Source organism: Ornithinibacillus xuwenensis (assembly GCF_039614845.1).
Lineage (GTDB): Bacteria > Bacillota > Bacilli > Bacillales > Amphibacillaceae > Ornithinibacillus > Ornithinibacillus xuwenensis.
Genome location: NZ_JBDIML010000003.1, coordinates 130,806 through 143,487, shown reverse-complemented (window position 1 = coordinate 143,487; position 12,682 = coordinate 130,806). Strand labels below are relative to the sequence as shown.

13 protein-coding genes are annotated in these 12,682 nt (G+C 35.4%); 8 read left to right on the top strand and 5 right to left on the bottom strand.

What is annotated here, in order from left to right:
* Nucleotides 1-33 precede the first annotated feature (33 nt).
* From ABC228_RS10020 to ABC228_RS10010, 3 genes are all read left to right on the top strand, one after another.
* Nucleotides 34-435: a TadE/TadG family type IV pilus assembly protein gene (locus ABC228_RS10020; RefSeq protein WP_345824998.1), complete on the top strand. Its 402-nt coding sequence runs from the start codon at nt 34-36 to the stop codon at nt 433-435.
* Nucleotides 432-1,202, top strand: coding sequence for a Tad domain-containing protein (locus ABC228_RS10015; protein ID WP_345824997.1), 771 nt, complete (start codon nt 432-434; stop codon nt 1,200-1,202). The genes ABC228_RS10020 and ABC228_RS10015 overlap by 4 nt, the downstream gene beginning before the upstream one ends.
* A 79-nt stretch (nt 1,203-1,281) precedes the next feature.
* The gene (locus tag ABC228_RS10010; protein ID WP_345824996.1) at nt 1,282-1,998 is read left to right on the top strand and encodes a YciC family protein; all 717 of its coding nucleotides are present in this window, start codon (nt 1,282-1,284) and stop codon (nt 1,996-1,998) included.
* A 203-nt stretch (nt 1,999-2,201) separates the two neighbouring features.
* Here ABC228_RS10010 and ABC228_RS10005 read toward each other — a convergent pair whose 3' ends face one another.
* Entirely contained in the window at nt 2,202-3,203 is a 1,002-nt protein-coding gene (locus ABC228_RS10005; RefSeq protein ID WP_345824995.1) for a glycosyltransferase family protein, read from the bottom strand.
* A 254-nt stretch (nt 3,204-3,457) separates the two neighbouring features.
* Between ABC228_RS10005 and ABC228_RS10000 the strand changes: the two genes are divergently transcribed.
* From ABC228_RS10000 to ABC228_RS09980, 5 genes are all read left to right on the top strand, one after another.
* Nucleotides 3,458-3,940, top strand: a complete 483-nt coding sequence (locus tag ABC228_RS10000) for a PCYCGC motif-containing (lipo)protein (RefSeq protein ID WP_345824994.1) — start codon at nt 3,458-3,460, stop codon at nt 3,938-3,940.
* 426 nt (nt 3,941-4,366) lie between these two features.
* Complete coding sequence (locus tag ABC228_RS09995; RefSeq protein WP_345824993.1) at nt 4,367-5,635, top strand: MFS transporter; 1,269 nt, start codon at nt 4,367-4,369, stop codon at nt 5,633-5,635.
* The gene (locus ABC228_RS09990) at nt 5,619-6,149 is read left to right on the top strand and encodes a GNAT family N-acetyltransferase (protein WP_345824992.1); all 531 of its coding nucleotides are present in this window, start codon (nt 5,619-5,621) and stop codon (nt 6,147-6,149) included. The genes ABC228_RS09995 and ABC228_RS09990 overlap by 17 nt, the downstream gene beginning before the upstream one ends.
* A gap of 120 nt (nt 6,150-6,269) precedes the next feature.
* On the top strand, nt 6,270-7,031 hold the full coding sequence (locus tag ABC228_RS09985; protein ID WP_345824991.1) for a MerR family transcriptional regulator: 762 nt from the start codon (nt 6,270-6,272) through the stop codon (nt 7,029-7,031).
* Between the two features lie 152 nt (nt 7,032-7,183).
* Nucleotides 7,184-7,324 (top strand): YpzI family protein, encoded by a 141-nt coding sequence (locus ABC228_RS09980; RefSeq protein WP_064971738.1) that lies wholly within the window; start codon nt 7,184-7,186, stop codon nt 7,322-7,324.
* 148 nt (nt 7,325-7,472) lie between these two features.
* Here the strand turns inward: ABC228_RS09980 and ABC228_RS09975 are convergent, their stop codons facing one another.
* The 4 genes from ABC228_RS09975 to ABC228_RS09960 all read right to left on the bottom strand — a co-directional run bounded on the left by ABC228_RS09975 (nt 7,473) and on the right by ABC228_RS09960 (nt 12,478).
* A complete protein-coding gene (locus ABC228_RS09975; RefSeq protein ID WP_345824990.1) occupies nt 7,473-8,726 on the bottom strand; it encodes a DUF5068 domain-containing protein in 1,254 nt (417 codons plus the stop codon).
* A gap of 198 nt (nt 8,727-8,924) precedes the next feature.
* Entirely contained in the window at nt 8,925-10,994 is a 2,070-nt protein-coding gene (locus tag ABC228_RS09970; RefSeq protein ID WP_345824989.1) for a carbohydrate-binding domain-containing protein, read from the bottom strand.
* A gap of 68 nt (nt 10,995-11,062) precedes the next feature.
* The gene (locus ABC228_RS09965; RefSeq protein ID WP_345824988.1) at nt 11,063-11,752 is read right to left on the bottom strand and encodes a DUF4956 domain-containing protein; all 690 of its coding nucleotides are present in this window, start codon (nt 11,750-11,752) and stop codon (nt 11,063-11,065) included.
* Between the two features lie 24 nt (nt 11,753-11,776).
* On the bottom strand, nt 11,777-12,478 hold the full coding sequence (locus ABC228_RS09960) for a polyphosphate polymerase domain-containing protein (protein WP_345824987.1): 702 nt from the start codon (nt 12,476-12,478) through the stop codon (nt 11,777-11,779).
* Nucleotides 12,479-12,682: the final 204 nt, after the last annotated feature.

Genomic DNA, 12,682 nt, shown 5'->3' with positions numbered 1-12,682 from the left:
TATACAAAGGCAGTATGTGGAGGAAGGCGCCGAATGAACTGGTTGAGAAAAATAAAAAGAAGTGAAGAAGGAAGCGCGACTATCGAATTTTTGGGCATTATTCCAATTGCTTTACTGTTCATGATGATTATATGGCAGTTTATTGTTGGCATTAATGCTGTAATTGTAACCCAGTCTGCCATTAACGAATATGCTGAGGTTTATTCGGTTACAAAAAATAAGGGAGAAGCACAAGCTGCAGCCCAAGAGATTATTAATGCTACTGGTGATTATTTAACGTTTAATTCCTTTGTAACCGAACCAACACAGTATGATAAGGAATTTACTGCTGAAATTGCTGTAAATATACGACTGATTCTCATTCCAGAGCTATTTGGTGATACGATTCAAAGCATCGATTATAATGCCACGGCATATGGTAGGGTGATTGAATGAGAGAAAAATTGGGTCATCTATTTCGTGATGAAAGAGGAAATATAGCATTATTTGTCCTAGGTATGTTAGGGATTATGATGGTCTTGTTTATACTTGTCATGAATTTAGGGTCGGTCCTAGCAACGAAAGAGAGATCGGGAACAACTACCTCTCAAGCCAGTCTTGCAGCAACTAGTACATTGTACGAAGAGGTAAGAACTATTATTACAAATTATTCTTACCCGGAACCGACACCGCCAACACCTCCTGATTCGGAAGCGGATGAGTCTGCTTGGGATGCTTATGAAGAAGCAAAGGAAGAGTATGAGAAGAAATTAGAGGTTTATGAGTTCTTTTTCTATTTTGATGATAGCTTAGAATCAAAAAAGTCAGGAATGACAGGTATTTGGTATAATAACTGGTCTGATAATGAGCTTGAGTTAGAGGCATTAGATAAGGTAATTCATGAGGCATTAGATAGCGGTGGAGAGCTTCTTCAGGAAAAACTCGAAGAATTATTATATGGAAATGGAGCCATTCAAAATGCCGCAATTGAAATGGCAATTGATACGATATACCAAAATGGGGGCGTAATAGAAGGTGCTGAGCTTGATATTGAAGATAACCGAATTGTCATAAAAGCCGCAAATGAAGTAACGTCTACCTCATATGATGAGATTATGGTAGACATTACGGAAAACGTATATCAAGAATCTGCTGGACCTGTAGTAGATTTTCTGAATCTTATATGGACCAAACCGACACCGGTTAATTTGGAATACGAATAAGCAATATAATAGAAAGAAAGTACGTGACGAGCTCAAGCGTTTAATTACCAATGTACTAGTAAAAAAAGAGGAGATATACATGAATAGTCCTTTTCGAAATACGTGGGAATTATATACTGGTAGATTTGAAAGAATTTTATTATTAATGCTTCTAACAACTTTACCATTACTAATATTGCATTCTTTCGCAACAAATTACATATATGCTGTTACTCCGAGTTTTGATCCATTGTACTCTTTTGCAGATATCTATTATGGATTTTTAACAGTATTACTGTTTATCTACGCACAAGTACCATATATTCGTTTTGTTTATAATGAGCATTACGATAGTGAAAGAAGCCTTAGGGATTCAATTTATCAATTTGTGGTTAATGGCTTTACAATTTTTGTTTTTGCAACATTAATTGCATTTACATCAATTGTTGGTTTTTCATTATTTATTTTACCTGGATTCATCTTATTAGCGCTTACCATGCCTATTCCATATATTAGTATTTTTGATAAGAAATCGGTTTGGAAAGCCTACAAAGAGGGAATTCGGATTGGAAAGAAACATTTCATTAAGCTATTTTTATTACTAATATTTACTGGCTTTTTGGAAATGATTGTCGGTGTTTTTATTACTGCCCAAATCTTTACTATTACTAATTCTTTTGCTGCGCAAATTATTACACAAATTGTATTAAATTTAATTTACTACCCATTCATTATCATGCTATTAAGTTCTTTTATGATTAAATGGCGAGAAGAACAAGAGGTCTTGGAGACTAGAGAGGATACGGAAGTAGCATAATCAGAATGGAGTGAAGTTAGTATAGAGTAATTCGCAATATAATTATAGTTTTCTTCGTTAACATGACGTTAGGTTCATTCTACTTGATAGACAATACTATTTCCCTTCTTATCTATTAAATTGCAAATATAACTGAACACAAAACAACATATAACTTGTTAAATGGCAATGCTAATTTAACAAGTTATATGCAATTTGATACGCTATATATGTTTAGTATCAGTTCGGGATATAAATTCTTGGACATAATTCACAAATTGTTTTGCACGTACCTGATTGGTATGATTTTGATGAATGAATTGATAACCAGCCGCTACTATTTTTTCTCGCTCACCCTCATTTTTTAGATAATAATGAGCCTTCTCGTAAAAATTTTCTGTATTGCAGGCTACATAATTAACACCGTCGATAAATCCTAAATCTTTAACATCTTTGTTTGGTTCTGCTAATAAAAGCGTTTTACAACCTAGTGCTTCAAAATATTTCAAAACTGCAAAGCTACCAGTCTTGTTCGTACTACCGCATGTGAAAAAGATTTTAGAACGATTTAATTCCTTTGCATATTTTTCGTTCATGAATAAAGCGGAGCCTTTGGCGAAATGGCCTGGATGTGGATGGAACACAAAACCAGGTTCATCTTTCATTCTTTCTAATACTTGATCACGGAAGGCATATCTTCCTTTTGGTGCTTGAACTTTTAAATTGAGATTAGGATCATCGGAATATACAAGTCCCATCAATAAAAAATCAATTGTTTTTTCCTGATTCCAATCTTTAAATAGCTTAGGGTTAATAGACCATGGTAGCCAACATAATTTGTTTTCAAATTTAGGGAAGACGGTTAGAAATGGATGCTTACTAACTGAAAAAATAAGGTCAATCTTATTCTTATAAATGTAAGCTTCTCTTTTGGGGTTATTCCAATGTAAATCAATGACAAAACAGCCCTTAGGAATATTTACTTGGTCAAGCCCTGTAATCTTGGGTGCAAGTGCATATCTATCCCAAGCAATATCGTAATGAAAGATAAAATCTGGAGTGATGTTTAATTTACTTAATATATCACGAATATCGCCGTCTTGATACCAATAGTAAACCTCTGCGAAATTTTCAATTTCTCGTATCATTTCCATTTTCGGTTTATGCTTCGGAAAAGTTTGGTCAAAAGGTTTAATTAGTATTAGTATCGTTAATTTTTTATTCACTTTTTCACCTCCAATGAAGATTTTACACTTTGCTTCTTTACGATTTATGTCGGTAAAGCATATTAAGTGATTGATTTGAAAAAGAATAGTTGGACACACATTTGTTAAAACTCAACTAGTAGTAGATTGCTTAGAATTGTTATAATGAATTTACTTGGTCAAGAAATAATGATTGAACGTAAGTTAATTTCAAAAAAGCAAAATTTCACTCAAAATATTCTCAGGTAATATAAGATTAATAGAAGGTGATTAAAATGAAGAAAAAATTTGTCATGCTAATTATCGTGGCTTTAACGATATTAGGAGCTTGTTCTCACAATGAAACCGAAGAAGGTGGCCATACAGCTCATGAACGATTACCAAATGGAGATATTCAAGAGGCAACATCCTCGACCAATGAGCTCCCTACTTTTCTTGATGAACACAATCAAGACATGAAAAATATCTATCTTGTAGCAGCAAAGCATCAGGAATTATTGGAGCATATCCCTTGCTATTGCGGCTGTTCATTATCTGCTAATCATAAGGATAATTATGACTGCTTCATCCATGAGAATCGAAAGGATGGTTCAATTGTATGGGATAATCATGGAACAAAATGTCAAGTCTGTGTTGATATAGCAGCTGAATCAGCTATTTTATACAATCAAGGTAAATCCATTAAGGATATTCGTGAATATATCGATGAAAAATATAAAGAAGGCTTTGCAGAACCAACACCTACACCGGGAGTATAGAATTAAGGTACAGGTTTTTTCACGCTAAAAAGGAGCAAGCTCTTTTACCATTTGTTATTTACTTTTCTATATATTGACTGTATATTTTTAATTGTACTTCGTATTAACTGTTAAAGGAGGATTATTAATGCATGCAGTCAGACTACGTAACCAAGCTTTGGGCAAGTAATTGAATATGTTCAAAGGCTCTGTATGTGTATTCAGAGTAATGGGGAGGTCTGTCCTAATTAATAATCTACTATATGAAAAACAATGAGGAAGAAAAGACAAGTCAATTGCTTTTCTTCTTTTTTTACCTTATAACTTCGTAACAAATCCCATTGCTCTTAAAACACAGGCAGTTACCTGTGTTTTTTAATTTGTCCAAGGTTATACGGACATAGAAGTGTCGAGAATAAGATCAAAACTGAATAGGAAGTGTACGTTATGGTTAAAGCAAATGAAAATATCATGGAAAACTGGAAGCGGAATAGCATTCTCTTTTTAGGAAGCCAAATGATATCATTATTTGGTTCATCTTTGGTGCAATACGCAATTATGTGGTACGTTGTGTTAAATTCACAATCCGGTATTATGATGACGGTTTATATCCTCTGTGGCTTTATTCCTACCTTCATTCTGTCACCTTTTGCAGGGGTATGGGCGGATCGTTTTAACCGAAAGAAGCTAATCATTATTTCAGATACATCAATAGCAGCTGCTACGTTCATTTTAGCGTTAGTTTTCTTAATGGGTTATGATTCGTTTTGGCTAATGTTTGTTGTAGCAGCAGTTCGAGCACTTGGAACAGGGGTCCAAACACCAGCAGTGGGTGCCATATTACCTCAGTTTGTTCCAGAGGATAAACTGACGAAAGTAAATGGTGCAAATGGAAGTATTCAGGCTTTAGTGATGTTGCTTGCTCCTATGGCTAGTGGTGCATTACTTGGATTGGCTTCTATCGAGATTATATTTTTTATTGATGTCATAACAGCAGCAATAGCTATTTTAATCCTAATAGTATTTCTGCATATTCCATCACATAAAAAGGCTTCAACTAATGAAACAATTAGTTATTTTGATGACCTGAAAAAAGGGTTTCAATATATTAATAATCATCGTTTTTTGAAAAAGTTTTTCTTGTTCTTTTCGTTATTCTTTATATTAGCCGCAGCACCATCTTTTCTAACACCATTGCAGGTAGCACGAAGCTTTGGAGATGATGTGTGGCGGTTAACGGCAATAGAGGTTGCTTTTTCTATTGGTATGATAATTGGTGGCTTTGTAATTGCTTCATGGGGAGGGTTTAAAAATAAAATCTATACGATGACTTTAGCAAGCTTTATGTTTGGCATTTTAACAGTTGGACTTGGTACTATTCCGCATTTTGGAATGTACTTAGCTCTAATGGGAATTACAGGTGTGACCATGCCATTGTTTAGTACACCATCGACAACATTACTCCAAGAAAAGGTTGCGCCAGATTTTCTAGGAAGAGTTTTTGGAGTAGTAGGTATGATTTCAACCTCCATGATGCCATTAGGAATGTTAATTTTTGGACCAATAGCAGATGTTATTGCGATTGAATGGTTACTAATCGGGACAGGAATTTTTATGTTTATAGCAGGTTTTTTCTTAATTGGAAGCAAAGTGCTAGTAAATGCAGGAAGGCCTTTAGATGTAGATAGGGGAGAAGCGAATGAACATTATAATTAGACAGGAACAACCTCAGGACTATAAAGAAACAGAAAGTGTGATTAAGCTAGCGTTTTCTAGTGTAACGATTAGTGATAAAACGGAGCATGAGTTAGTCGCTAGAATTAGAAAATCGGATGCATTTGTACCAGAGCTTTCTTTAGTTGCTAAGATTGATAATCAGGTGATTGGTCACGTGTTATTATCACGAATCAAAATTAATAGTGAAAACAAGTCGACAGAATCTCTAGCCCTTGCCCCAGTTTCAGTGTTGCCAGAGCTTCAACAAAAAGGTGTTGGAAAATTACTAATTAATACGGTGTTACAAATGGCTACTGATCTTGACTTTAAATCTGTTATTGTATTAGGTCATCCTGAGTATTATTCGAAGTTTGGTTTCAAGCCAGCATCTCTTTGGGGAATTAATGCCCCATTTAATGTCCCAGATGAAGTTTTCATGGCACTGGAATTATCAGATCAAGCACTTAATAAGCAATCAGGTACTGTAGAATACCCTAATACATTTAAGAATTAGATAAAATAGTGTACTTCCATTTTTAAGGTACACTATTTTTAATAAAATAAATATAAATTACTCCTTGACCTTTACGTTGCGTAAAGGTTTATGATTAGAATTGTCAGGAGGGTGATTCGTATGGAATATACAGTAAATCAGTTGGCTCGTATGTCAGGAGTAAGCGGCCGCACGCTCCGTTATTATGATCAAATTGGACTATTAAAGCCGGCAAGAATTAATTCGTCCGGATATCGGATATACGGTCAAAAAGAAGTGGATTTACTTCAGCAGATATTATTTTATAAAGAAATCGACGTTAGCTTAGAAGACATCATAGACATTATTCATGAACCTAGCTTCGATCAAACAGCAGCATTGAAAATCCATTACGAACAATTAAAACAAAAACGATCCCGCCTAGACAAAATCATGGCGACTGTTGAGAAAACAATTGCCAGTGTTGAAGGAGGAGAAACAATGAAAGATCAAGAAAAATTTGAAGGCTTCAAGGAAAAACTAATCGGTGAAAATGAGAAAAAATATGGCAAAGAGATTCGAGAAAAATATGGTGAAGATGCTGTAGAAGCAAGTAATGCGAAATTAAGAGGAATGTCAGAATCAGCGTATGAGGATATGACAAGACTTGGAGATGAGATCTTAACATTACTTGAAAAGGCTTATGAAATAGGTGATCCAGCTTCAGAGGAAGCACAAGAGTTGGCGGAAAAGCATAAGCAATGGTTAATGTATTCATGGTCAAGCTATTCAAAGGAAGCACATGCTGGCTTAGCAGAAATGTATGTTGCCGATGAACGATTTACTGCTTATTATGATAAGCATGTTAAAGGAGGAGCCGTATTTTTGCGTGATGCAATATTAATTTATTTAGGAATGAAGTAGCCGTTAAATGGCTTATCTAAGCGGAATAGCCGATTTTATAAAGAATCGGTTATTCCTTATATAAAAGATCTTTAGGTACTTCTTCTTATTTGGTAATAGTTTATCGTATAAATTGCGATAATCTATCCATCTTAGTAATAGGAGGTGCTAATATGGGAAAAGACCGCCAAGAAAAAAAACTGAAAAAAAGTAGACGTGTGGAATCGGACCGTGATGTAGGACTTCGATATAAGGGATCTACTATTATGTCTAGTCCGGAAGAAGCAATGGAATTAAATGATGGAAAGAAATAACGTGCGTATCATTTATTCACTTTTGCTTTCTCTATCGGGGATTAATGCAGTTGTATTTCTAACTTGAGGTAGGGTAACACAACGTTTTCACTTGGAATAAATAAAGAGGGACAGTCTTCTTTCAGAAAAGATGGCTGCCCCTAATTGGTTATCTACCACTTGGTAATTCGAAAGTCATTATTTCTTCATTAAAAATATATCCGTCTTCACCCATAAACGGTCCAACTTCTAATTGAAATGTCTCATAGATATCAAAGTATTTCTTCTCAAATAAGAAAACCATGTAGCGTTCTGCACGTTCTCCTGGCTGCATTTGACTTATATCGCTATTTTCAACAATACCATGGTTGAGAATACGGGCTTCATTTTCATTGGGAATTAAGAAAGCACTAGTGTCATTCCATACCATTTGGTCGGATTGGTTGTCCATTTTGATTTTTAAAGTCATTGCCACTAGTTCTTCATCGCCAAATTTGCTAAAGCGCTCCTTACTAGATTCATTCGGTGTTATTGTTGTATATTGAACACCTTCAATCGTAAAACCAAACGTATTCAGTTGTTTTGTTTCATTAATTTCAAGGTCTTCATACATCATTTCTTTTGTTGCGATATTCTCCGTAGTAAGCTTATCGTGATAGAATTTTGGAGCAAGTGCAACCTGTTTTGCATGCTCATCACTTAAGATAAAATCAAAAACTGTTTCTGATCCAAAGCTGTCGGAAAAGTCATCGTGGTTTGAAGCCATTGCTCCAATAATAAATTTTGGCTCAACTGTATGCAAGCTTTGAAACTCTTCATCACTCATTAAGAATGTTAGAAAGATATCCTGATTAAAGCCAGGCTCAAATTTACTAATCTCCTCTTTCCAAGAGATTCTCTTATCATCAGGAACAAATTCATAATTATTGGATGGGATATAATCATTGCTATCTTCCATTTGAAGACGCATAATGTGGTTATAGTAAACGTCTTCATTTTGACCGTTTTCAATGGAAATATCAGCGGTTACAACATAGCCATCTGAGGCTCCTTTAAATCTATTTTCCACATCTTGCTTCATGTTTGTGATTTTTACAATTTGGTAGCTATTAACCATTACTACAAACCCATTCATATCGTTTACATAACCTGGCTTCGTATTTGTATAAACGACTTCTACAGTACCACCGGACTCTTCTATTATGGTTGGATTTAACATAGCACCATTGCGCAAAGTAGCATGGGAGTCTCCAGTCTCCTCAGTGTTTTCTTCTTTTTCAGCTACCGAAGTTGTTTCCGTTTTAACCGTTTCTTCACTGTTTTTTTCATGTTGTTCTTTACTTTCATTATCTGAATTACATGCTGCCATTAATGTAAGGACTAATACGATTAAAAGCATAGGTAGTAATTGTTTTAATTTCAAGTTCTAAACAACTCTCTTTCAATAATTTTCAAATACTTGAATATTATGGCATGTTTTAGGGATAAATACATCGGCTTAAGGTCGTAGGAAAAATATAGTGAAAATATAGATGAGTTAGATAAATAGAACTATGTAAAAAGAAACAGCTCCACGCTACGAAATGCGAGAACTGTTTCTTTTTGAATCGTTACTTATCTATTATCTTCTACCACTACCATCAAACATACCGTTTGACTGGCCATCTGTTATACCATTTTCATTTAAGTATGTCATGGTATTTGGTAGAGAAAATTGTAAAGATAAATTACCATTAGAGTATCCTGCTGACTGGTATAGTCCATCTAAATTTTCTCCAGATAGCACACCACCAGCTTTAAAGATATATGTCTTGTCATTTTGAAGATCTGGAGTACTGATTAGAATGGATTGATATTCTTTTTCTGGTGCGATAGCAAGTTGTTGATTACCACTATCGTCTTCAACATATATTGAAGTTCCTGCTTCCTGAAAATCTGTAAAGGACATGATCACTGCATTCTGTGTAGACTCCTCTGAAATGCCTTGTACCATTTCGCTACTTCCTGCTGCTACTAAAATACCACCTTCTATTTCAAAGCTCTGATCATAATCGAGAGAACCATTCATCGATTGCGTTGGGCCATATACTAATACTGTTCCACCAGTCATCTTAATAGAAGAGTTGGAGTCAAGCCCATCACCTTCAGCATTAACATATAGATAGCCACCTTCAATTAATAGTGTACTCGCTTCTTCTGGTGTTTCTCCAGATGGTTCTGGTTGGTTAGTTGCTGTGTCCTCTGAAGTGCTTGTGTCTCTCATCCCTGGTGCTTCAAAGCTAGTACTGCCGCCGTTTACGTTTATACCATCATCTGCTGCGTTTACATGAATTGTACCATCCATAATGGTGATATTGGCTCCTTCAATCCCTTCTAGGCTTTTTGTTATAGCAATTGTTCCATTATTTATGACAATGTTAGAATCTGCATGAATACCATCATCACCAGTAGAAAGATTCACTTCACCACCATTAATGTTGACGTTCTGGTCTCCGTGAAGTGCATCCTCCAACGAATCAATCATAATTGTACCAGCAAAAATCGTTAGATTGGTGCCAGTCTTAATCCCTTTCGTACTTATCGTATCATCCGACTCTTCGTTGGCTTCCTGTGCTGTTTCTTGTGTATCTTGATTATTGGTAGGAGGCTCATTGGCATTAGGCATTCCCTCGAATCCTTCAGGGGGTTCACTACCCTCAGGCATGCCTTCAAATTCCGCAGGAGGCTCGCCCCCACCTGGTATGCTGATAGTACTATCATTTCTTGATTCATTAGAAAATTGACCCATACCACCAAACCCATTTCCGAATTCTGAGGTAGTTTCTATTGTTTCTGGGCTTCCGCCACCAGTTGTAATTTTGTACTCACCATCCATGATTGTGATTTCTTTCTCGGACTGAATACCATCTCCATCAGCCAGGATTGTTAAGGTACCACTTTCGAGAACAATATTTCCTTTATCCTCGTCCTCGTCATTAGATGATTTGACACCATCTCCAGATGCTACAATAGATAGATTTGAATGTTGCATAGCAAATAAGTCGCGACCTACAATGCCATCATCAACCGACTTCACTTCGATTGTGCCTCCAGTTATGATTAACCGATCTCGACTAGTAATTCCATCATTATAATTGCCCGTCACAGTTAATAATCCTGTACCATTAATCGTTAAGTCATCCTTGCTATATATTGCGGCAGAGGGTTCATCCGTATTATCGTAAACATAATTTGATGCATCGGAAATTTTGTTTTCAGTTCCTTCTTCTATAGAAATAACGGTTTTGTCTGCTTGCTTCGCATAGATAGCAGCACTTGTGGATGAATTAATTTCTGCACCATTAAGTACTAGTCTAACAGTACCCGAATCCTCCGCATCTACAATAATCTGTCCATCATTCAACGTACCTTCAATAATGTAGGTACCAGTTGCATGAATAGAAATCTGACTACCATTGACAGCAACACCATTATTTCCTTCCACTACTGCAGTAGTGCCTTCTAATTGTATATACGTAACATTTTCTTCCTGCCAATCCGAATAAAAATCATCATTGTCATAAGAAACGAGACTTTTTACTATATCTTGTGTTTCTTGTACAGCTGTACTTGAATCATTGCTACACCCACTAATGATCAATGAGATACCTAGAATAGCAGGATAGATAAAACTAGAAATAGTTAACTTCATTTTTGTCACCCTTTATTTTATGAAAATAAAGTAGATTCCCTACAGCTGAGAATCTACTAAACAAACCTTTAAGCTGTAAAGTTACCATCATAGCTGAGCATTACAGCAGAGTTTACACTATGAACTTTTGTTATATCGGATACGATTTCTGAATCATTTTCTTTGACACGAACCTCATACGTAACTTCCAATTCAGATCCTTGAATAATTGACTTTGATTTTAAAGCATACTTCTTCGTTTTTTCTTTTAAAATTCGTTCAATCTCACCACCAACTGAACTTTCATCAAATTTAATAACAAGCAAATATGGGTTTTCAACTTTGATTTTATTAGCGAATAGCACAATAACGATACCAATGAATATAGACCCGATTGCAGCTAATAGGACAAATCCAGCTCCACTAAGTATTCCTGCGATCACAGACCAAAATAGGTATACCAAATCCATTGGATCCTTAATAGGAGTACGAAAACGTACAATTGATAACGCACCAACCATTCCCAGAGATAATAGTACATTTTGGCTAATTCCCATAATAACGAGAGCGGTTGCCAGAGTCATAATAATGAGTGATATATTAAAAGAATGAGAATAAATAACACCATTAAAGGTTTTCTTATAGATTCCATAAATAAATAATCCAATTAATAGTGCTATACCTAGTCCTAAAAGTGAATCTACTAATGAAAAGGATGCAGTATTCTCTAAGAAACTTGATTTAAAAATATCTGAAAAATTAATTGTATTTGTGTCCATTTTTTTCTCTCCTTTATTCGTTTTTTATCCATACATACGACTAAGCTGGTATTTTGAATATGCTTCCTGTCTGGTGTCTGACAATTGTAGTAAGTAGCGAATTACATTTGGCAAAAATTCATCATACTTTACTTCAAGAATGACTAGATTTGGTTCCAGAACATCTACCATTGGCAAGTGCTTATTAAACATATCTGTGTTTTGTAAGCTTGATTGTACTTTCCTATCAAATGTGACACGCACATTTCCGTATTGGTATATCCAAGCTTCACGCTCATAATCAACTACTGCCACCGGTTTAATTTGGTAATACTTCATCTCATGATAGAGGTCTCGCATTAATTCTCGGTTATCTTCCTTCATCCAATAAACATCACCGATACGCATTTTCTCAAACTCTTGCCTTGTTATGTTACATTTTGTTTTGAATGTTAAATTATTTCGTTTGCTCTTCCGTTCAAGGTTAATGTAAGAATCACTAATACCGTAAATTCGAACTCGGTATTTATTACGATTGATATAGCCTTCCTTCTTCTCGTTTAACACCTTATTATCGAAGTTATCGAAGTATGTGGAACGAATGAGATATGTGCCATCCCTTCCAGCATGCGCATCCCGTTTCATCAAATGGGACATTTTACTTCGTAATAACTGGTATTCTGGAATCGATATAGCGTGCTTCAATTCCTTCCGACCAGCAGGGTTATATGAGGTTTGAATTGGCATCTCATGTACCTCCTTTTAAGTGAATTTTGTTTTTGATATTGTTTTTCAACTCAAGTTGTTTCGCCAGCAGAGACAACTTTAAACGGTTAATGTGTCAAATAGATGTCAAGTAAAAAAAGTGTAAATTAATTTTGAGGCTATAGGTTGACTTTTTACTGACACATAAGAGTGTGATACTGTAATAGAAGATAAATTATTCGACAA

Coding starts and splice junctions, on each gene's coding strand:
- ABC228_RS09965 (WP_345824988.1), bottom strand. CDS start 11,752: ATGGACACAAATACAATTAATTTTTCAGATATTTTTAAATCAAGTTTC.
- ABC228_RS09995 (WP_345824993.1), top strand. CDS start 4,367: ATGGTTAAAGCAAATGAAAATATCATGGAAAACTGGAAGCGGAATAGC.
- ABC228_RS09985 (WP_345824991.1), top strand. CDS start 6,270: ATGGAATATACAGTAAATCAGTTGGCTCGTATGTCAGGAGTAAGCGGC.
- ABC228_RS09960 (WP_345824987.1), bottom strand. CDS start 12,478: ATGCCAATTCAAACCTCATATAACCCTGCTGGTCGGAAGGAATTGAAG.
- ABC228_RS10010 (WP_345824996.1), top strand. CDS start 1,282: ATGAATAGTCCTTTTCGAAATACGTGGGAATTATATACTGGTAGATTT.
- ABC228_RS10020 (WP_345824998.1), top strand. CDS start 34: ATGAACTGGTTGAGAAAAATAAAAAGAAGTGAAGAAGGAAGCGCGACT.
- ABC228_RS09970 (WP_345824989.1), bottom strand. CDS start 10,994: ATGAAGTTAACTATTTCTAGTTTTATCTATCCTGCTATTCTAGGTATC.
- ABC228_RS09990 (WP_345824992.1), top strand. CDS start 5,619: ATGAACATTATAATTAGACAGGAACAACCTCAGGACTATAAAGAAACA.
- ABC228_RS09980 (WP_064971738.1), top strand. CDS start 7,184: ATGGGAAAAGACCGCCAAGAAAAAAAACTGAAAAAAAGTAGACGTGTG.
- ABC228_RS10000 (WP_345824994.1), top strand. CDS start 3,458: ATGAAGAAAAAATTTGTCATGCTAATTATCGTGGCTTTAACGATATTA.
- ABC228_RS10015 (WP_345824997.1), top strand. CDS start 432: ATGAGAGAAAAATTGGGTCATCTATTTCGTGATGAAAGAGGAAATATA.